A 20232-nucleotide genomic window follows, 5' to 3' on the forward strand; every position below is an offset into this window, starting at 1 on the left:
CCTTTTCCTATTTGTTGGTGAGATTGTAACAAACGAATTATCTGTTCGTCAAATCTTACCTCACAGTCCTAAAATAAAGTGAAATTTGACCTTGACCACATTTTGACCACATTGAAATAAAAGGCTTCTCACGGGTTCGAATTCGAACTTGGTGAGAAGCCTTTTTGCTATCCATTGCGTAGTTCATCCAGCAATCTGTTAAGTAACGCTTGGACAAGTCCATCTTCGCTCAATACGCGAAGATGTTTGGAAGTTTGCGGTTGTCGCAGTCCAGTGCGATCGGCGATGTCCCCGACGGTGAGGGGACCATTGCGCAAGAGTTCGATTATGTGAAACCGGTTGGGTTCAGCAAGTGCTGCAAAAATTGAATTGTCCATTGTTTACACTTCTTCTAACTTTTAAGAATTGTTATATAGATGTGCAAGTTTTTAATCTACTGGTTCAGTTTTTGAGTATGATACAATGGAAGACTCAAATACGTTATAAGGGGTGACTTATACATATGCAGACCAGGCGAAAATGGTTCCCGAACACGTTGAAATATAGACTTTTTATCGCGTACATCACACTTCTAATGCTTCCTTTGTGCATTGCTATTTTTTACCTGTTTCAGCATTTCGAATCGATTCGGCAGAATGATATGATAGACCGTATGTCTGAGCGTATGCAGCAGGTTTATATATCCTTGACGGATATGATGGCATTTGCTTATAAAGCGAATACCATGCTGAGCCAGGATGAAAGTCTGATCCAGATTATGCACGCTCCTGATAAGTATGATCCTCTTGAACGAAAGAAAATAATAGAAAGCAAAATGTTCGGAATCAACAACAGCTTTTTTTTCCATCAGACGGAGCTGTATTTTCGTTTTATCGACCGTAACGGCAATGTATACACCTCCTATGCTCCCAATGACCAGTTGACAAACGAACGGAAAGAATTGCAGGATTGGCAGAATAAGCTGCAAATCGGCATCTACCCTTACCGTTGGGTGGCGGATGACTTGAATGATGTAAGAGGAAGTCAAGGAAGCAAGCTTCTGAGTCTGTATATTATGCTGGATGACGAGCTGCGGGGAAATTACGGATTGGCGCGTATCAGCATCAACATTCAGGAATGGTTCCGCAATACGCTAAAAGATAATTCGGTCAATCAGGATCTGACCATTTTTACCGGCCAGGGAGAGACTGTTCTACAAAACAAGGAGGCTGCTTTCAGCCTGGACAGCATGAAAAGGATCATTTCTTCACAGGCGCAAAATGGGCATTACAAGGATGAACGCGCTTTGTCTCTTGTCAATTACAGTTATGTTGAGGAGTTGGACTGGTATGTGGTTAGTCAAATGCCCTTAAGCGAGCTTCAGCGGGAAGTGCAACGTTTAAGGCTGATGATATATATGTTTTTGATTATTTTGGTAACCGCTTTCATATTGGTAACCTTCTTTTTGGCGTCGCGCATGACCCAGCCGCTATATGTTTTGAAACGGAGCATGGAGGAAGCGTCGGACAAGAAGCTGAATGTTAAAATATCCATCAACAAAGGCGCAACAGATGAGATTCGTTCTCTTAGCGAAAGCTTCAATCGGATGATTGATGATGTTGTTGCGCTCATTGCCATGCTTAAGCTGGAGGAGCGGCAAAAGCAGGTGGTTCGTTTCCAAATGCTGCTTTACCAGATGAACCCGCATTTTCTGCTCAACACCTTGAACACTGTCAAATGGATTGCTAGAAAAGAAAAACAAGACGCCATTGCGGGCATTTGCACCTCATTAGGTTTAATTCTGGAGGCAAGTCTTAATTCGGATATTGAGCTGGTTCCCCTTAAAGAAGAGATCAAATTGTTGCGATCCTATGAATCCATACAGGCGTTTCGATTCAGGGAACATTTCACAATCATCTATGAAACGGAGGAATCGGTGCAATACGCACTCGTTCCCAAGTTTAGTTTACAGCCTCTGGCAGAAAATTCTATCGTCCATGGCTTTAACATGTCTGAAGGCCGCGGCACCATATGGGTTAGGGCGCGAGCGGAGGGAAGCGAGCTTATTCTGGAAGTGGAAGATAACGGCATCGGTATGGAAGAGGCAGCCCGCAAGCCGGGAAGACGCAGCGGACATGGGATCGGACTGAGCAATTTAAGGGAAAGGCTGGAGCTGCTTTTTAAGCGGGAGGGAGTTATTGAACTTATATCGGACGCGGAAGGAACCCTGGTTCGAATTCGCTTGCCATTGTTAATTGCAGCGCCGTATTCACAGAAAGGAGATGACAGGCATGTGGACGATTTTATTGGTGGAAGATGAAGTGTTTGTCCGTGAAACCATCAGAGAAATCTTGGACTGGGAACGCCACGGTTTTTGCGTTGTAGGAGAAGCGGGGAACGGCAGTGAGGCGTTGGCGGCTATTCTGGATCTGAAGCCTGATGTCGTCATCGCCGATATTGTTATGCCTGGCATGGACGGGATTGAACTGCTAAAGGAAACGCGGAAGGCAGGAATACGAAGCCGATTTATTATGCTGACGGCCATGAGCCACTTTGATTATGCGCGGGACGCCCTTCAATACGGGGCTTTCAACTACCTGCTGAAACTGTCCTTACATGATGATATTTTGCTGGAAAGTCTGGCGCGGATCAAGGAGGAATTGCTTGCAGAGCTTAAAGGGGCGGGAGAGGCGCTTTATCCTCTTTATCACCGTATTTGGGCGGTTATTTGGGGAACAGGAGCATCAGCTCATGCAGATTCAGCTGAGCTTGCCTCGTCGATGGAGAAATTCCGCAGTCTGAGACTGGATATTGTTGCTGCTCTGAGCGGTGCCGTTCCTGCTCATGCTGATCAGTCCTGTATCCGGCCGGAACAGTATCTGCTGGTCCAATCCTTCCATGATGCAGGTCAGACAACCTTCTTTTGCTGGAGCTTTCAGAAGAAGATAGAATCGGCCTGCCCGGTCCAATCGGAGCGGATTGTGGAATCGACGGCAGGCAGCAGTTTAGCCAGTTTGTCCCATGATTGGCTGCAAGCGCTGAATCAATTAAACGGCGATTGGTACGGTCCTGAGTCTTATCCGGCAGGGGAGAAAGACGAGTCGACGCCAATCGAGGAGTTGGAGGTTGAGCTGATCCGCTGCTTTGAAGAACGGAATGAATCCAAAAGCGCTGAGGCGGCAACGCAAATTTGGGAGTATATGAAAGCCTCATCATTTTCCCATGTGGAAGTGAAAAAACGTGCGACCCATCTGCTTCATATATTGACGATGCTGGCAGGACGAAAATCGGAGGATTGGACAGAAATCTACTCTGCCGTAAGCCATGAATCGCTGCATGCTCATGTGCTGCAAGCGATACGGGAGCTTATTCGGCAGAAGCAGGAAGCGCATGTAAGCTATACGGATCATCCGGAGGTGAACCGGGTGATTCAATATATGCTGGAGCACTACAAGGAAAACATTAAAGTTACAGATTTGGCCAGGCAGGTGGCTATCAACGTGGACTACTTGAGCACCGTGTTCGGCAAAAAAACCGGGTTGACGCCAATCGCCTATTTGCGAAACATTCGGATTGAACAAGCCAAACGCCTGTTGATACATTCCAAGCTCAGTGTAGAAGAAATTGCGAGTCAGACGGGCTTCGCCGACGATGCCTACTTCATCAAAGTATTCAAGCGTCTGGTTGGACAAACTCCCAGCTCCTTCAGGCGGGAGAACAATATGTAAGTTTTGTACTGCCAATCTGCAAGTTTCGTCCCTTATAGGCCAAGGAGCGAATTGATATAGTTGGGATGAATTAAACATGCGATCAAGGAGGTTACAGGAAAGATGAGAAAAAGAAAATCGTTGGTTGCAGGATTGGCATGGCTTGTGGTGGTGTCTCTGATGCTTGCCGGCTGTGGCGGAAACGGGAACGGCAATGGAAGAGCGGAAGGACCGGCGTCATCCTCAAGCGCCGATCCCGGCACGAAGGAAAGCGCGGATCCGATCAAGCTGACCCTGTGGGGAGCCGTGCCGGTCGAAAACGGCCCCCAAGAGGTTGTCGACAACTGGAACAACGAAAATCCGGATATTCAGCTGGAGTATGTGCGGTTCGTCAATGATGACGCCGGCAATCTGAAGCTGGATACGGCGCTCATGTCCAGCCAGCCGGTGGACATGTACGTTAACTATGATTTCAGTCTTTACGAGAAGCGGATCAAAGCGGGAAACGCGCTTGATCTGAGCGCTTTCACTGACTATGACGTGGACGGAAAAATGGGTGAAGGCGCCGCCTTGTGGAAGGTGGACGACAAGTATTACGGCGTTCCTACCCAGAAGGGCTTATCCTTTGTCTGGCTGAACAAGGATATGCTCGACGCTAAGGGACTGCCGGTTCCCACGGAATGGGGGCTGGACGAACTCAGGGATTATGCCGCCAAGCTGAAGGGTGACAACGTTTGGGGATTGGCACAAAGCGATTATTACTTCAATGTACCCATCAACGGTTCCATGCAGAAGCAAAGCTTGCAGATGACGAATCCGGACGGCACCTCGGCTTTCGACAATCCGCTGACGGTCAAAGCGCTTCAGGTTTATTCGGACATGATGTTCACGGATAAAAGCTTGATGCCCCATACGGAGCAGATCACCTCGAAGCCTGCCTTGGATCAAATGTTTGTGAAGGGAGAAACGGCGATGCTGTTCTCCACGAACCAGATCTTCCGCACGACGAACAATGTGGCAGAATTTCCGCGGTCGTTCAAGGTGGCGGCGGCTCCGGCTCCCAAGGTAAACAAGGATCAGAACGATTACATTAACGCCGGCGGCCTGGGAGACGTGATTTCTATCAATCCCCGCACCAAGCATCCGGAAGCCGCCTGGAAGTTTATCAAGTGGTATGCGGACGGCGGAATGCTGCCGATGGCGGCGGGCGGAAGAGTGCCGTCATCTAAGGACTTCCCGGTTGATGAAGCTGTCGCCCTTATGTTCAAGGGTGTGGAGGACACCTATGACCTTGATTCGATTAAGCGGGTCATGTTCGGCGACCTACCGCTTGGTCTGAGCCGTCTGGACCGGAAGACGGGAACTGAGCAGCAGGCAATCTATGATAATGTGTTTTCCCGGAAGTTGACTCCCGAGGAAGGCGCGAAGGAATTAGCGCGGGTGCATAACGGGAATTTGCAAGCGTCATCTCAATAGCGCCGCCAGGCCAAGGAGAGGCGGGCCTTTGACGCCGCATCCCCTTGGCCGCAAGCTGCATGATGCTGCAATCTACATTATATAGAGAGAAAGGCGGTGACCGATCGTGAGCTGGATGAAGCGGCAGAGGCTGATTGGTTATGTATTCATTGTTCCCAATTTAATCGGAATGACGATGTTTATGCTCGTTCCGGCCCTGTTCTCCTTTTATTTAATGTTTACGGATTGGGTATTCGCTAGCGGGCAATCCCCGCGCTTTGTTGGATTGGATAATTTCAGGATGATGGTAAGAGACGATTTGTTTGCTGTATCGGTCAAAAACACCTTGCTGGTGTTGATCCCTGTACCGATTTCCATTATGCTCGGATTTTTGATTGCGGTCATGCTCAACAACCGGACCTATTTCCAGAAGACGCTGCGGGCGTTCTTTTTCGCTCCGTATTTTACGAGTGGCATTGCCATTGCCTTCGTCTGGATGGTGCTGTTTCAGCCCACCAACGGTCCGATTAACGCATTTCTGCGATCCGTTGGCATATCTGAGCCTCCCCTATGGTTCGCTTCACCGGACACAGCGATGTATGCGGTGCTGGTCATGATGACCGCAGGCGGCATCGGGTACAACATGATTATTTATTTGGCCGCGCTGCAGGAATTGTCTTCGGAGCAACTGGAAGCCGCCAAGATGGACGGAGCTACGTTTGGGCAGTTGCTGCGCCTAATTATATTCCCTTTGGTCAGCCCTACGACCTTTTTTCTGATGATTACCGGCTTCATCGGCTCCATCAAAGGCTTTGGCATGATTTACGCCATAACTCAGGGAGGGCCTGGCAATAGTACGACGGTTTTCTCAATTTTCGCTTATAAGAAAGCGTTCAACTTTTATGAAATGGGTTACGCGTCGGCCGTCTCGTGGACCATGTTCCTGATCATCCTTTGCATCACGCTTATTCAGTGGGCAGGCCAGAAAAAATGGGTCCATTACTAACGGAGGGGAAGACGCACAATGGATACAAGAAATATCAGAATAATCAGAGAACGGGTGATCAAGAGCTTCAATACGATCATCATGACGCTTGCCAGTCTGCTGCTGCTGTCGCCAATGATCTGGATGATCAGCACCTCGTTCAAAAAGCCGAAGGACGTCTTCACTTATCCGATTCAGTGGATTCCGCTCGATCCTGTATGGACCAACCATTTTAAGGTCTGGATGACCGGAGACGGATTTGCGCTTTTTTATTTAAACTCCCTGAAAATATCTTTGATTTTGATGATTGGAGCTCCTTTGTTGGCCGCTTTTGCCGCATATGGCTTCAGCCGCATTCCATTTAAGGGAAGGAACGCTATCTTTCTGCTGTATCTGTGTCTGATGATGATTCCACAGCAGGTGCTGTTTGTCCCGAAATTTATCATGTTTGATTGGATGAATATTTACAACACCCATTGGGCGCTCATTCTTCCGGGCTTGTTTACGGTGTTCGGCGTCTTCATGATCCGGCAATTTTTCTTGAGCATTCCCCATGAAATATCTGAAGCAGCTTTCATTGACGGAGCCGGACATTTCCGGATTTTCTTTCAATTGTTTCTGCCGCTTTCCAAACCGGTTCTGGCAACCTTCGCCATCATTGATTTTACATGGACGTGGAACGATTATGAGAACGCCTTGATTTTCCTGTTGGATAAAAGACTGTTCACGGTGCCGCTTGGCATGCAGAATTTTATGCTAGAAGCGGGAGTGGACTATAACATGATGATGGCCGCCGCCACAGCGGGAGTTGTGCCGCTGCTCATCGTCTTCTTCCTGGGCCAAAAGTATATTATTCAAGGGTTCTCAAGTTCCGCTGTCAAAGGATGAACGATTATAGCGAGCATAGCGACGGTTACGATGAGTGTTTATCCGCTCTTACAGATGACTTCTGACAATGAACCGTTGCATATGGGAATCAAAGACACCTTCGGAGCCATTTCAGAGGTGTGATTGCCTAAGCTGCTGGCGAACAGGTGGAACACGGTGAAGCTGGAGTTGGACCATTCTGCTGTTCGAAACCGGATTGTCGAGTTATGGCTATATGTGAAAATGAGACCAAACGCGGCAGGCTGGGATAATCGAACCTTGGTCAGTTATATTGTGGATGAATTGAACGCGATATGTAAGCGCATACAAAATATAATAAGGAGGAGTTTCGCCTATATGAAGAGGTTATCGATTGTGATCGTCATGGCTTTAGTGACCAATCTGTTATTGTTCAACAGCTCTGGCCAGGCTTCTTCAGAGGATTCAGCGGAAAAAACAGCTCTTGCAGCAGCGGATTTTAATTATTTGCTCGGTAACTTCGAACAGCCGGATGACAGCTGGAGATACAGCTTTGGCGATCAGCCGACTGTAGCGGGAAGCTTTACTGTCATTGAGTCGACCTATAGTTATGAGGGCCGTTTTGCCGGACAGCTGCAAGCCGATTTTACAAAAAGCGATCATAGCAAGCCGGAATTTGTAGCTATCAAAAAAGAAGTGGATGAACAGGATATCGAACAGTTTGCTTTTTGGGTAAAGACTTCGGATATGAAGGCTTTGCGTTTTCGCACGGTCGATAAGAGCGGCCAAATCTTCCAGCAGCGTGTAGAGCTGCAGGATACTACTGAATGGCAGCAGGTTGTAGTCAGCCAAATGGGAGCAGCAGCGATAGAGCATTGGGGCGGGGCTAATGACGGCGTATGGCATAAGCCGGCCAAGGCTGTATCTATTCTCATTGACCGTAATGATATTAAGAATGGCGCGTTGACTGCCAGCATTCTGGTAGATCAGGTTACGGCTCAAGTAATTGCTCCGCCAGCAGATTTTGATTACTTAATCAGTGATTTTGAGCAAGAGAGCGATAACTGGCTCTTTTCTTTCGGTGATACGCCTGCCGTTAAGGGAAGCTTTAATGTGATCGAATCAGCTGAGAGTTACACAGGAAACTATATGGGACAATTAAAAGCAGATTTCAGTCAAAGGCCCACGGGCTCGCCATATGTGTCTATAAAAAAAGAGGTGGATGAACTAGACATTGAACAATTGGCGTTCTGGGTCAAAACCTCGGACCTGAAATCATTGCGCATACGAACGACAGATTCTACGGGACAAACGTTCCAACAGCGTATTGAATTGCAAAATATATCGGATTGGCAGCAGGTTGTAGTAAGTCAAATGGGATCGGAATCATTTACTTATTGGAACGGTGCCAATGACGGGGTATGGCACAAACCGGCAGGCGCCATAACGATACTTTTCGACCGTTTTGACATTAAGAATAGCGCGTTAACGGCCACTGTTCTGGTAGACCAGATGACGGCTCAGATCGGCGACTGGGTGCCGGAGCTGAAAATTCAACAAACAGCGCTTGGCAATATATTCCTGGAGCATGAACCGAACGCTTTTGTTGTAAGAACAGGCAGGCCGACAGTAAATTGGGCCGCATATGATATTTATGGCGCGCAGGTCGCTTCGGGAAGCGAGAGTACGAGCGCCGGAAAGGCAAGGATATCGGTGCCTTTCAGCAAATTGGGCTATTTTACGCTGGAAGTTTCTGCTGAGCAGCCCGGCAGTGAACCGCTGGTCCGAAAAACAGCTTACGCGGTCATTTCTTCGGCTTTGCCGCCGGGCAACGGCGAGTCGCCGTTTGGCGTCAGCACGCATTTGAACTGGACTGCCTCCGGATGGAGCAAAGAGCTGAGCAAGCTGATCCGCTATATGGGCGCATCTTTCGTCAGGGATGGCATGGAATGGGGCAGCATCGAGAAGCAAAAAGGCGTCTATACATTTGCTCCTTCACCGGATGACTATATGCAGAAGCTTGCGGAGAATGATATTAAGCTGCTCTTTGTGGCGGCATTCAATAACCCGTTCTACGATAATAATGCAACCCCCTACACGGATGCAGGAAGAAAGGGGCTTGCCGAATACGCCAAGGCCTATGTGGAGCAATACAAGGATCAGCTAATCGGCTTCAACGTCTACAATGAATTCAATGGCGGATTCGGCAAAAGGGGCAACAGTCCCGCCAATTCGCAGCCGGACTATTACTTCAAGCTGATGAAGGAGACCTATAATGTAGTCAAGCCCGCCCATCCGGATGTGCCGGTTGTCGGCATCGTCTCAGGGGGCGTCGACTTGAACTGGATTGAAGGTGTACTGAAAGGCGTAGGAGAAGGCGAGGACAAAAACGCCGGCCTGAAATATTTGGATGCCGTGTCTGTTCAGACCTATATGGACCCGAACGCGCCTGACGAAGTATTCGCCAAACTGGAAGGCCTGAAAACCTTGATTAAGCAATACAATGACGGCAAGCTTGTGCCGATCTGGGTGACGGAATTTGGTTCGCCGACTCATCAATCCGCCAAAGGAGTCGATGAGAAGACACAGGCCAATTATTTGCCGCGCGGATTTGTATCGGGATTGGGGTTTGGAGTAGAGCGGATGTCCTGGTATGATTTCATGAATGACGGGCTTAAAGCCGATTATAATGAAGACAATTTCGGTTTGGTCCGGCATAAGGATGACCCGATGGGGGCTTATACACCGAAGCCGGCCTATGCGAGCTATGCTGCAATGAGCAGGCAGCTTGCCGGCGCGGCATTCGAGGAGATTGAGCAATTCGGTGATCCGATCAAAAGCAATTTGTTCACGAAAGGCGGCGAAGCGCTCAGAGTCGTCTGGGCGCAGAATGAAACGCAAGCCGTGATCGAAACAGACAAGAACCTGGAAATTACCGATTTTATGGGGAACACAGAAATTTACACCCCGCATAATGGCAAGATCTATATGACGATAACGGGCGAACCTTTTTATATAAAAGGAAGCATCAGCCGGATCGTGAAGGACGACACTTTTGCAATCACCGGAGAGCAAACGGCAGTAGGCGACCCGCATACGTTCACGGTAACGGTGAAAAATGAGGCCGTGCCTCAGCTTGCTTTAACAGCGAAGATGGAGGAAAATAGCTATCCGATTGTGGCTGAACAGGGTCAACCGGAAGCGCTTTCTCTAACTGTCAGCGAGACGCGGGAAGGCTTCCGCGCGGTAACGGTTCACTTGCTGGATGAGGCGGGCAACAAGATAGGCAAGCTGCAGCACGAGGTCGCAACCGGCGTACCGCACAAGGTTACTGTCAGACCTGCGATGCAGCAGATTGAAGGGCAGTACAGTCAAACGCTGAATATAGATGTAGAAAACTTCAGAAAGGCCGTCGGTCTTACGGTTAGCAGTATAACCTGGCAGGTTGGAGGACAGTCCGGTCAAGAGCTTGTCAACACGGCCGTACTGCCGGGCAGCAAACAGCAATTCAGCATTCCGCTTAGCCCGATCGCGCCGGGAGGGGATCAGCCTGCGTCCATCCGCGTCGAGTTTGCGGAGCAGGAGCCATATGTTTATCAAGGGAATTTCAGCTTTAATCCGGTCAACCGTGGGACGATTGCGGTCAATGACCGCATCGAGCCGGAAATTGAAGCTTTGGCGCCTACAATCGATTTGTCGCAGGGCAAGCCTGTGCTGCTTTCCGGTCATAGCGGCACAATTGAAGTAAGCGGTCAAGCGTGGCTTCACTTTGATCAGGATCATTTGTACCTGACTGCCAAAATTAAGGACAATGTTCATGCGGCAGCGGCTTCTGGGGCTGATATTTGGAATAATGACAGCATCCAGTTTGCCTTGTCTCTGGGAATCCCGGGTGAAAGCCGGGGCTGGTATGAATATGGCATATCGGATTCGCCTAATGGCCCGCAAATATACCGCTGGACGGCGATGGGAGGATTGCCGGTAGGGCCAGTGCATAATGGTGAAGCAGCGGTAACAAGGGATGAGGAACAGAAGCTGACGATCTATAAGCTTGCTCTGCCTTGGTCGGAGCTGACGCCGATTCAGCCTCAGCGTGGAGATGTGATGAGCTTCTCGCTGCTCGTGAATGAGAATGACGGCAAGGGCAGAAGAGGTTGGATGGAGTGGGGCTCCGGAATCGGCAATGAGAAGAGGCCGAGCCTGTTCCGGTCGATGCAGTGGATGTATAATCAGGCAGCCCCAGCCGTCTATGATGCCGCTTATACCGTCAAAGCCGGTCAAGAAGTGCAAGGAATATTGAAAGCGGACCATGCAGAAGGGGCAGAGCTGACATTTGAAATTGTTGAGAATGGCAAGCAGGGAACGGCTGCCATTGTCGATAGCAGGACAGGGGAGTTTGTCTACACGCCTCTGGCAACGGCATCAAGAGAAGATTTCTTCACCTTCCGCGTGTTCGACCGTTACGAGTATTCGAATACGGCAAAAGTAACGATTACGATCGATCGTCCCGATGCGCTTGGAGACGATGCTTCGTTAAAGTCCCTTCATCTGAATGGAGAGCCGGTTGCCGGAGCTGGTATTGTTACAGGCTTTGCCGATCATACGTATCGTCCCGATCAGGCCGTGACCCGTCAGGAGCTGATCGTGATATTGGCACGGGCGCTGAAGCCGCAAGCTGGCGCCGGGCAAGCCCCAAGCTTCACAGATGAAGCGAAAATTGGTAAATGGGCAGCTGATGCAGTGAAGTCTGCTGTGCAGGCTGGCTGGATTACAGGGTATAGCGACGGCAGCTTCAGGCCGCAGGAAGGCATTACGCGAGTGGAACTGGCAGCGGTGCTGGCACGTACGACACAGGATGATGTAGTGGGAGGCGGGCAGTTGAGCAAATTCCGCGATGCAGAGCAAATACCAGTGTGGGCGCAATCCTATGTAGCGCAAGCAGCAGCCAGCGGGTTGATGGAAGGCATGGGAGCTGGGCTGTTCAAGCCAGCCGGAAGCGTTACCCGGGCAGAAGCAGCGGCTGTAGCTGTAAGATTGATTGAGCAATCAGCTAAATAAGCGATTAGAAAAAAGTACCCGCAGCCGCATCGGTAGATGGGGCTGCGGGTAATAAGGTGAGGAAATACCGTGAATAAACAACTTGAAACTCATCTCCCATTTAGCAGTCCGGGATATCATACGATCATAGAAAAAGTCGATGTCATTTTAATAAAGATACTATTCAGTAAACGAAATGGGGGAGCCAGTTGAAGTATGCTGATTAACCCAGTCAAGAGAGACTTTTGAAACAACTTGCCAGTCAGGTATTTGTGATTTATGTTGTTCCACCCAACTCATACAATATTGCGAGTCTATACTATGTTCTTGGCACTGTTCTAAGAATGATTGGATGTTTGACTCCGTACAGTTTTGCCATGTTCCACAAGTGTTTTTGAAAATATTTTCCATTTTCTTTTGTATAGAAAGATCATTTGCACTAGACATTGTTGATTCCTCCTTTTGTTAAAAAACACAAATGACAATTTTAGCACTGCCAAAATTCAGTTTGTCCAAAAATTAATAATTCATGACTTCAGTAATCAATAATAAATATATCTATGTAATGGCACGGACAGAAGGCTCCCCATAAGTTCACAGAACTTTCGGGAAGCCTTCTTTATTATGTTTAAAATAGACTTATGAATTGACGCATCCGAAGAACCCACGCGATAATGGAAACATTGAATAAATTTAGGCAGAGGAGTAATCGGTATGTTAGAGCAATACGGACATGGAGGGGATTTGGAAAGTGCTGCAAAGGCATATGGAATTGAAGAGAGTGTATTCCTAGATTTCAGTGCTAACATTAATCCTCTTGGTCCACCTGGGCAAGTACTAAAGCAATTGGAGCTGGCTCTATCGTCAATCATTCGTTATCCTGATCCAGGCCATCGGCAATTTAAACATATACTTGGTCGTAAGCTGAGAGTTAACGAAGATAACATCTGTGTAGGAAATGGTGCGGCAGAGTGTATGTCCCTTATTCTACTCGGGCTTCACCCACAGAAGGTAGGCATTATTGAGCCCTGTTTCTCGGAGTACCGGCAGTTATCAGAACAATTTGATATAGAAGTGCAATCGGTACGCGGTAGACAAGACAAGGATTGGAAAGCAACGATTGAGGACATTGGAGAATTGATACAACAGGTGGATCTGGTGTTTATTGGACAGCCTAACAATCCGAATGGTGTACAGTATACACTTCAAGAGCTACATAGATTAGCTGAGTTGGCTGAGCAATCGCAGACCTATCTCGTTGTAGACGAAGCTTTTATTGATTTCATTCCAGAACAACAGCAAGCGTCGTTATTGACGGAGCTTGAAAAGTATCCCCGTACGCTGCTAGTACGGTCCATGACGAAGTTTTATGCCATACCAGGTCTGCGATTGGGCTATACCTTAGCGCATCCAGATGTCATCAGATCCATGACAAGAAAGCAGGTAACTTGGAGTGTGAATGGATTGGCATTGTTAGCGGGCGAGGCGGCACTTGATTGCGATAAAGAATTCGAGCGAAGCACCATGGAACTGATAACGAAGGAGCGTGAAGTGCTGGTCCAAGGGCTTCGAAAATTAGGATGTGAGGTAAGTCCAGGGGAAGCGAATTTCTTATTGGTAAGACTCCCTGATCCATGGCGTGCGATAGATATGCAGCGGGAACTTGGAATCCGGGGGATATTAATTCGAAGTTGTGCGATGTATCCTGGACTTGGACAAGGACATATTCGGATCGCCGTTAAAAGCTCGGAAGCAAATCAAGTATTTCTAACAGAGATACAGAGTGTGATAGAGAGTTTAGGATGAGAATAGGAGTTTTAAAATGACAACGCCTTTTTTGAATGATGAGAGTACCCATTATAAATCTGTGGCTTGGCCCGGCCTAACGCTTACGCGGCATGAACGTCATTTGCTGCTCCACTCCCCTGTCCATATGGATTGTCTTAGCAGCGCTATACATGGAGGAGGTATGGGGAGGATCGACCGGGTAGCCAATATTTATGTAGATCGGTTCTATGATTGCAATCATCCGGAAAAAGATGTGAAGAAGCTGTTCCAAGAGTGGGGCTATACACAGCAATCGACGGCAGGATTATTGACAGCTGTTCAGCTCAAACATGCTGCTGTTCTGGAAGAAACCGGGGAAGACGCTTCCCTATTCTGTTGTACTACAGCGGGAGTATCTAACGGCGCACGTGCTGGATCTGAGCGGACTACATTTCCAGTTTATCAACCGGGTACGATTAATATCATGCTCATCATTGATGCTAGAATGACTCAAGCAGCGATGGTGAATGCTGTTACAACCGCTGTAGAAGCGAAGGGAGCTGCTCTGGCTGATTTGGGAATTCGTGATGCAGAGAATGGTTTAATCGCTACAGGAACTACAACGGATGCTATCGTGTTAGGAGTCAGTCAATCCACATCCTATCCTATAGAGCATCGATATTGCGGAACGGCAACTGATCTGGGAGCTGCGATTGGGCGGCTGGTTTATGGAACGGTAAAAGAAAGCTTGAAGGCTGCGGGAGTGAAGCCGTCATGATGGAGTGGGCAACAATATTGATGATATGCGCTGCATACCTATTAGATCTCATCATTGGAGACCCGCGCTGGATTCCTCACCCTGTGATAAGTATGGGGCATTCAATCAAACGGTTAGAGAAGAGGATTCGTAGTCATGTCCTTCAACCGGGCCATCTGAAAAAAGCCGGAATTCTACTCCCGGTTATTATCGTGGGAGGTTCGCTGCTTATAACCTGGGCATTGTTGAGAGGCCTTTATATGATTCATCCATGGCTTGCAACGGGAGCGGAGGTCATATTAATCGCTACGACCATTGCTACGAAAGGGCTTAAGGATGCGGGTATGGAAGTGTACAATCATCTTAACCGTGGGGATTTACCTGCTGCTCGGAAAGCACTAGGGATGATTGTTGGACGTGATACAGCGCATTTAGACGAGCCTGAGGTTGTTCGTGGGACGGTTGAGACGGTCGCAGAAAATATTGTTGATGCCATAGTGTCTCCGCTATTCTACGCACTTATTGGAGGAGCTCCACTTGCAATGGCTTATCGGGCTGTGAATACCCTAGATTCTATGGTTGGGTACAAGAATGATAAATATATTAACCTGGGGTGGGCTTCGGCCCGTTTGGATGATATTGCTAACTTCATTCCAGCACGAATAACAGCTTTATTACTGGTCGTTAGCAGTTGGATCATGCGTCTGGATTACAAAAAATCTTATCGTACCATAAGACACGATGCCCGTCTCCATCCAAGTCCCAACAGTGGATTTCCTGAATCAGCTGTAGCTGGAGCTTTAGGGATTCGGCTCGGAGGTGAGAACGCCTATAACGGTGTGGTATCTTTTCGTGCATATATGGGCGAATATTCCCGTCCGATGGATAAAGGGGATATTCAGTCAACCGTAAGATTGATGCTGGCTGCATCATTATTATTCCTGCTCCTGAGCATACTTACTATATGGAGTATAGGTGGTACATTATGGGGTTAGAGTTGGTATGTATTCGTCATGGGAAAACGCAGTGGAATAAGGATAAACGATATTTAGGTCATACAGATATAGGAATTCTCCAAGAATCATTGACGGAGCTCTTGCCTGTGAAAAATGCCCTTGAAGGAAGAACGTTTCATAAGATATTCTGTAGTGACTTAAAGAGGTGTAGGGAAACGCTCGATTGGATTTATTCTGCTTCAACAGATAGCGTGGTCTTCGATAACCGTTTGCGAGAAATGGATTTTGGAGATTGGGAGGGGAAGACATACGATCAGTTAAAGCATTATAGTATCTACCGGGAATGGCTGGACAATCCTCAATCCGTGACTCCTCCAGGAGGTGAAGCCTGGGAGCATTTTCAGGGGAGGCTGGCAGATTTTATGAACAGTCTGACCTGTTGGGTGAAGGAAGAGGGTAAGGATAACCATGTGCTAATGGTGACTCATGGAGGAGTGATAAGACAACTAGCCACTATGACTATTCCAGATTCGACGTTCTGGGATTTCTCTGCAGATCCGGGGAGCTTGTTAACGTTGAAGTTGACATGTGATAAGGGCAAATGGATAGGACACTTGTGAGTGAGCCATTAGAGCAAGGGGTTGTAAGGTGTCCCTATCTAACCTATAATTTTGAATTGAGAAGTAAGTCTTGTATCTAAATGAATATAAAAAACTTGTGAGGTCTAGATTAGAAGCGCAAATATGTGCTTTTATTACCTAGTTAATGGGGAAGCCGGTGAAATTCCGGCACGGTCCCGCCACTGTAAACAGGGATATTCTCGATTTACCACTGTTCTGCGACAAGCAGAATGGGAAGGTGAGGATATTAGCGAACCTGTGAGTCAGGAGACCTGCCTTATGAGTAGTACGACGGTCCTTCGAGGAAAGGATTACGTTTGGCTTATGGAAGTACTGCGATTTTAAGCCGGTACATAGCCGCGGAACTCATGGCAATTACTATGAACTCCGTATGACGTAATCCCTGATTCTTTCTTGTAAAAGAAGATCAGGTTTTTTTTGTTGCACAGACTATCGTTGAGATCATTCATTGAAATAACAAGGGGAGCATCTCGCAGACCATGAAAACGAAGATAGAGGAGAGAAATCACAATGAAACAAATGTGGAAGAGTTGGACTACGGGCGCTATAACGATCATACTGGTACTAGCGCTCGCAGCTTGCGGAAATAATAATGAACCGAAACAAGTGACAGAGCCAGCACCGGCAGCAACAACAGAACAATCGGCTCCACCCGCTGATGAGGCAAGTGTACAGAAAACAGAGTATCCTCTGACTGTAAAGGATTCTACAGGTGAGACGTTCACATTTAAAGAGGCACCAAAGAAGATTATATCCATCTCGCCTGCAGAGACAGAATCGTTGTTTGCGATAGGTTTAGATGAGCAGGTAGTCGGAGTATCTGACTATGATGATTATCCGAAAGCAGCAACAACCAAGCCAAAAATGGGTGGTTTGTACAATCCTAACGAGGAAGCGATTATTGCGGCACAACCTGATCTCGTAGTAACAGGTATCTCCATGAGTGCAGAAGCTGCACAGCATCTGCGTGATATAGGTATCACCATCTTCAAGACAGATCCGAAAACGGTAGATGATGTTATTGCAAATATTGAATTGTTTGGTCAAATTACGGACCATCAGGCAGAAGCAAAAGCGGTTATAGACAAAATGAAACAGGAGCAGGCTGAAGTCACAGAAGCGGTTAAATCACTTACACCTGAACAGAAAAAGAAAGTATATATCGAGTTTTCCCCTGGTTGGACGGTAGGTAGTGGTGAGTTTATGGATGAATTAATCACTCTAGCTGGTGGAGTTAACGTTGCTGCTGATACAGCAGGATGGTATGAAATCAGTGAAGAGAAAATCATTAATGATAATCCCGATGTGATTCTGTTCTCAAAGAATGTTATTGATGACAAAACAAAGAAAACGTTAGACCAAATGATTAAAGCACGTAGTGGTTGGGATCAAATAACGGCTGTTAAAAATGATGCTGTCTATGGATTAGACGATAATCTGATTAGTCGTCCCGGTCCACGTGTGACAGAAGGTCTCAAAGAAATAGCAAATACGATCTATCCTGAACTGTTGAAGCCATAAGTAGCGTTCGGTGTTAGTATTCAACTTAGAGCAATTAAAGGAGCAATGATATATGAGACAAGGAATCATGGAACGTATCGGAGAAATTCGTGGTCTTGATCAAGCTGCGATTCAGGCTGCGAAGTTACATATAAGCAACCTTACTGTCCCTCCGGGAAGCTTGGGTAAATTGGAGGCAATGGCAATACAGCTTGCAGGGATCACTGGAGTAGTACAGCCTTCTTTTGACCGTAGAGAAGTTATTATTATGGCAGGCGATCATGGTGTATGTGAAGAGGGCGTAAGTGCCTTTCCACAAGAAGTTACACCTCAAATGATTCATAATTTCCTTGCGGGTGGTGCAGCTGTTAACGTTCTTGCCAGACAAGCAGGTGCAGAAGTTGTATGTGTGGATATCGGAGTGAATAGTGAGTTGTCCCATCCTGATCTCCTATCGCGAAAAATTCGGTATGGTACAGCTAATATGGCACAAGGTCCTGCAATGACTTATGAAGAAGCGATTCAGTCTATTCTTGTTGGTGTGAAGGTAGTTGAAGATGCTGTCAGACGTGGCGTCCAGCTATTTATTACTGGCGAAATGGGGATTGGAAATACGACGGCAAGCTCAGCGGTAACCTGTGCACTCTCTAATATTCCGGTCAGCGATGCGGTTGGAAGAGGGACAGGAATTGACGATTCTCGTCTACAGCATAAGATTGCCGTTGTTGAACAAGCGTTGAAGGTCAATGCTCCTGACGCGCTTGATCCTATAGATGTACTAGCTAAGGTCGGCGGTCTTGAAATTGGTGGTTTAGTAGGTGTAATTCTTGGATCAGCAGTAAACGGTTGTCCGGTTATAATCGATGGATTTATTTCTAGCGCAGCGGCGTTGCTTGCCAAAGCGATCTGTCCAACATCTGCTGATTACATGATTGTGTCGCATGTTTCTCATGAACAGGGACATCGGCAGCTATTACATGAATTGAATCTTCGTCCTGCACTGGAATTAGACCTTCGTATTGGTGAAGGTACAGGTGGGGTGTTGTGTCTACATCTTGTGGATGCAGCGTGTCGTATTGTCAGCGAAATGGCAACCTTCGAAAGTGCGGGTGTCTCGGGTGAAACCAAGGAGCAGACGAAATGATCATACTCGTCACAGGTGGGGCAAGAAGCGGGAAAAGCAGCTTTGCTGAGAGGTTATGTATGTCGAAGTCACACGAAGCCGTATATGTCGCTACGGCTCAAGCTTTCGATGATGAGATGAAGGAGCGAATTGCTCTTCATAAACTTCAGCGTAATCAAGCGAACTATTCGTGGCGAAATGTAGAAGAACCGTTTCAACTTGTGAAGCTCCTGAGCGATATGCGTGAGAACAGTCAGAGTGATGATGCTCCTACGGTTCTAGTAGACTGCCTTACGCTATGGCTATCTAATATCCTCCTATCCTATGAAGGACAGGAGGATATGCAAGAGAAGGTAAAGGCTGAAATTCTTTGTCTTGTGGACCAAGCACAGCAATACCCTGGACATTTGATCATGGTAACGAATGAAGTTGGCAGTGGTATTGTACCGGAATATCCTCTTGGCAGAATGTATCGCGATTTGGCAGGGTATATGAATCAGGCAATCTCCAGAAGCAGTTCTGAGGTTTTCCTGGTCACCGCAGGCATTCCTATCGAGCTGAAGAGTAGGGAGTATAGAATATGACGAAATGGGGACAAGCGGCTGCGGCCGCTTTTCAATTTCTATCACGCTTTCCTGTGAATGCCAATATTGATTACTCGCCAACATTGTTTCGTCAAAGTGTGAAGTTCTATCCGCTTGTAGGAGCTGCTATTGGGCTCGTTGTATGGGGAGGCGCTGCAGGATTTACGTATTTACTGCCACCACTACCAGCAGCAGTGTTGACCCTCATTTTATGGGTTGGGCTCACAGGAGGACTTCATTTGGATGGTTGGATGGATACGGCGGATGGCATTTTGAGCTACCGTTCTCGTGAACAGATGTTAGACATCATGAAGGATAGCCGCGTAGGAGCTATGGGTGTGCTAGCAAGCACGCTGCTCCTTATGTTGAAACTCTCTTTAATCTATTCACTGCTAATTAATGGTCTCAACTACTTAGGGCTCCTACTCCTTCCTTTGATTTGGAGTCGCTGGTTCATGGTTCATGCGATGGCTACATGGCCGATGGCCCGTGGTAAGGATGGATTGGCTGGGAAATTCAATGGTTTGGATAAAGGGCAGATATGGGCAACGTTACTAATTGCGATCGTGTTGTCAGGTGTTGCCGCATCAATAGCACCGTTGATCTACATGGACAACCATTCGTTGATGATAGCGCTGCTTGGTTTCATTACGCTTCCTCTGGCAGCTTGGGGTGCAGGAACGTGGCTGGCACGGAGATTAAACGCTACATTAGGTGGATTAACGGGGGATACCTACGGAGCTCTTAATGAATTACTTGAAGTGGTTGCTTTGCTTATGCTAGTGCTGTTGCACAACCATATGTGATGAAGAATCGAAGAGAAAAGTATCAAGAAACAGGCGACATTTCGTTCAAAATCGAACGAAATGTCGCCTGTTTAATTTGAAGCATACTT

The 20232-nt window shown here is 47.4% G+C and carries 15 protein-coding genes, 1 pseudogene and 1 riboswitch; of the genes and pseudogenes, 14 read left to right on the forward strand and 2 right to left on the reverse strand.

The features are described 5' to 3' along the window. Positions 1-176 precede the first annotated feature (176 nt). Positions 177-377 (reverse strand): annotated as a pseudogene (locus tag B9N86_RS04600) (ArsR/SmtB family transcription factor); the annotation flags it as partial. 125 nt (positions 378-502) lie between these two features. Between B9N86_RS04600 and B9N86_RS04605 the strand changes: the two are divergent. The 6 genes from B9N86_RS04605 to B9N86_RS04630 all read left to right on the forward strand — a co-directional run bounded on the left by B9N86_RS04605 (position 503) and on the right by B9N86_RS04630 (position 12030). After that, on the forward strand, positions 503-2299 hold the full coding sequence (locus B9N86_RS04605) for a sensor histidine kinase (protein ID WP_208917975.1): 1797 nt from the start codon (positions 503-505) through the stop codon (positions 2297-2299). Beyond that, positions 2271-3707 (forward strand): response regulator, encoded by a 1437-nt coding sequence (locus B9N86_RS04610; protein ID WP_208917976.1) that lies wholly within the window; start codon positions 2271-2273, stop codon positions 3705-3707. The genes B9N86_RS04605 and B9N86_RS04610 overlap by 29 nt, the downstream gene beginning before the upstream one ends. A 102-nt stretch (positions 3708-3809) precedes the next feature. Then, positions 3810-5162, forward strand: a complete 1353-nt coding sequence (locus B9N86_RS04615) for an ABC transporter substrate-binding protein (protein WP_208917977.1) — start codon at positions 3810-3812, stop codon at positions 5160-5162. 115 nt (positions 5163-5277) lie between these two features. After that, positions 5278-6147, forward strand: a complete 870-nt coding sequence (locus B9N86_RS04620) for a carbohydrate ABC transporter permease (RefSeq protein ID WP_208920088.1) — start codon at positions 5278-5280, stop codon at positions 6145-6147. Positions 6148-6165: 18 nt separating this feature from the next. Continuing rightward, complete coding sequence (locus tag B9N86_RS04625; RefSeq protein WP_208917978.1) at positions 6166-7014, forward strand: carbohydrate ABC transporter permease; 849 nt, start codon at positions 6166-6168, stop codon at positions 7012-7014. Positions 7015-7137: 123 nt separating this feature from the next. Further along, complete coding sequence (locus B9N86_RS04630) at positions 7138-12030, forward strand: S-layer homology domain-containing protein (protein WP_208917979.1); 4893 nt, start codon at positions 7138-7140, stop codon at positions 12028-12030. Positions 12031-12189: 159 nt separating this feature from the next. Here the strand turns inward: B9N86_RS04630 and B9N86_RS04635 are convergent, their stop codons facing one another. Further along, positions 12190-12456 (reverse strand): hypothetical protein, encoded by a 267-nt coding sequence (locus B9N86_RS04635; protein WP_208917980.1) that lies wholly within the window; start codon positions 12454-12456, stop codon positions 12190-12192. 267 nt (positions 12457-12723) lie between these two features. Between B9N86_RS04635 and cobD the strand changes: the two genes are divergently transcribed. From cobD to cobS, 8 genes are all read left to right on the forward strand, one after another. Then, positions 12724-13815, forward strand: a complete 1092-nt coding sequence (gene cobD, locus B9N86_RS04640; protein WP_208917981.1) for a threonine-phosphate decarboxylase CobD — start codon at positions 12724-12726, stop codon at positions 13813-13815. 16 nt (positions 13816-13831) lie between these two features. Then, positions 13832-14554 carry an adenosylcobinamide amidohydrolase gene (locus B9N86_RS04645; protein ID WP_208917982.1) on the forward strand — a complete coding sequence of 241 codons (723 nt, stop codon included), beginning with the start codon at positions 13832-13834 and terminating at the stop codon, positions 14552-14554. Further along, the gene (cbiB, locus tag B9N86_RS04650; protein WP_244562946.1) at positions 14551-15528 is read left to right on the forward strand and encodes an adenosylcobinamide-phosphate synthase CbiB; all 978 of its coding nucleotides are present in this window, start codon (positions 14551-14553) and stop codon (positions 15526-15528) included. Before B9N86_RS04645 ends, cbiB begins: the two co-directional genes overlap by 4 nt. Next, positions 15519-16109 carry a histidine phosphatase family protein gene (locus B9N86_RS04655; RefSeq protein WP_208917983.1) on the forward strand — a complete coding sequence of 197 codons (591 nt, stop codon included), beginning with the start codon at positions 15519-15521 and terminating at the stop codon, positions 16107-16109. Before cbiB ends, B9N86_RS04655 begins: the two co-directional genes overlap by 10 nt. 83 nt (positions 16110-16192) lie before the next feature. Beyond that, a riboswitch (cobalamin riboswitch) is annotated at positions 16193-16403 on the forward strand. A 237-nt stretch (positions 16404-16640) separates the two neighbouring features. Next, positions 16641-17651, forward strand: a complete 1011-nt coding sequence (locus tag B9N86_RS04660; RefSeq protein WP_208917984.1) for an ABC transporter substrate-binding protein — start codon at positions 16641-16643, stop codon at positions 17649-17651. Positions 17652-17703: 52 nt separating this feature from the next. Then, on the forward strand, positions 17704-18774 hold the full coding sequence (gene cobT / locus B9N86_RS04665; RefSeq protein ID WP_208917985.1) for a nicotinate-nucleotide--dimethylbenzimidazole phosphoribosyltransferase: 1071 nt from the start codon (positions 17704-17706) through the stop codon (positions 18772-18774). Further along, entirely contained in the window at positions 18771-19337 is a 567-nt protein-coding gene (cobU, locus tag B9N86_RS04670; RefSeq protein WP_208917986.1) for a bifunctional adenosylcobinamide kinase/adenosylcobinamide-phosphate guanylyltransferase, read from the forward strand. The genes cobT and cobU overlap by 4 nt, the downstream gene beginning before the upstream one ends. After that, on the forward strand, positions 19334-20143 hold the full coding sequence (gene cobS / locus B9N86_RS04675; protein ID WP_208917987.1) for an adenosylcobinamide-GDP ribazoletransferase: 810 nt from the start codon (positions 19334-19336) through the stop codon (positions 20141-20143). Before cobU ends, cobS begins: the two co-directional genes overlap by 4 nt. The last annotated feature ends 89 nt before the right edge of the window (positions 20144-20232 follow it).

It is taken from the genome of Paenibacillus uliginis N3/975 (genome assembly GCF_900177425.1).
Classification (GTDB): Bacteria; Bacillota; Bacilli; order Paenibacillales; family Paenibacillaceae; genus Paenibacillus_AQ; species Paenibacillus_AQ uliginis.

What these genes read in the sequence shown, in the direction of transcription:
- B9N86_RS04605 (WP_208917975.1), top strand. Translation starts at nt 503, where the DNA reads ATGCAGACCAGGCGAAAATGGTTCCCGAACACGTTGAAATATAGACTT.
- B9N86_RS04625 (WP_208917978.1), top strand. Translation starts at nt 6,166, where the DNA reads ATGGATACAAGAAATATCAGAATAATCAGAGAACGGGTGATCAAGAGC.
- B9N86_RS04655 (WP_208917983.1), top strand. Translation starts at nt 15,519, where the DNA reads ATGGGGTTAGAGTTGGTATGTATTCGTCATGGGAAAACGCAGTGGAAT.
- cobD (WP_208917981.1), top strand. Translation starts at nt 12,724, where the DNA reads ATGTTAGAGCAATACGGACATGGAGGGGATTTGGAAAGTGCTGCAAAG.
- B9N86_RS04620 (WP_208920088.1), top strand. Translation starts at nt 5,278, where the DNA reads ATGAAGCGGCAGAGGCTGATTGGTTATGTATTCATTGTTCCCAATTTA.
- B9N86_RS04635 (WP_208917980.1), bottom strand. Translation starts at nt 12,456, where the DNA reads ATGTCTAGTGCAAATGATCTTTCTATACAAAAGAAAATGGAAAATATT.
- cobT (WP_208917985.1), top strand. Translation starts at nt 17,704, where the DNA reads ATGAGACAAGGAATCATGGAACGTATCGGAGAAATTCGTGGTCTTGAT.
- cobS (WP_208917987.1), top strand. Translation starts at nt 19,334, where the DNA reads ATGACGAAATGGGGACAAGCGGCTGCGGCCGCTTTTCAATTTCTATCA.
- B9N86_RS04610 (WP_208917976.1), top strand. Translation starts at nt 2,271, where the DNA reads ATGTGGACGATTTTATTGGTGGAAGATGAAGTGTTTGTCCGTGAAACC.
- cobU (WP_208917986.1), top strand. Translation starts at nt 18,771, where the DNA reads ATGATCATACTCGTCACAGGTGGGGCAAGAAGCGGGAAAAGCAGCTTT.
- B9N86_RS04660 (WP_208917984.1), top strand. Translation starts at nt 16,641, where the DNA reads ATGAAACAAATGTGGAAGAGTTGGACTACGGGCGCTATAACGATCATA.
- B9N86_RS04615 (WP_208917977.1), top strand. Translation starts at nt 3,810, where the DNA reads ATGAGAAAAAGAAAATCGTTGGTTGCAGGATTGGCATGGCTTGTGGTG.
- B9N86_RS04645 (WP_208917982.1), top strand. Translation starts at nt 13,832, where the DNA reads ATGACAACGCCTTTTTTGAATGATGAGAGTACCCATTATAAATCTGTG.
- cbiB (WP_244562946.1), top strand. Translation starts at nt 14,551, where the DNA reads ATGATGGAGTGGGCAACAATATTGATGATATGCGCTGCATACCTATTA.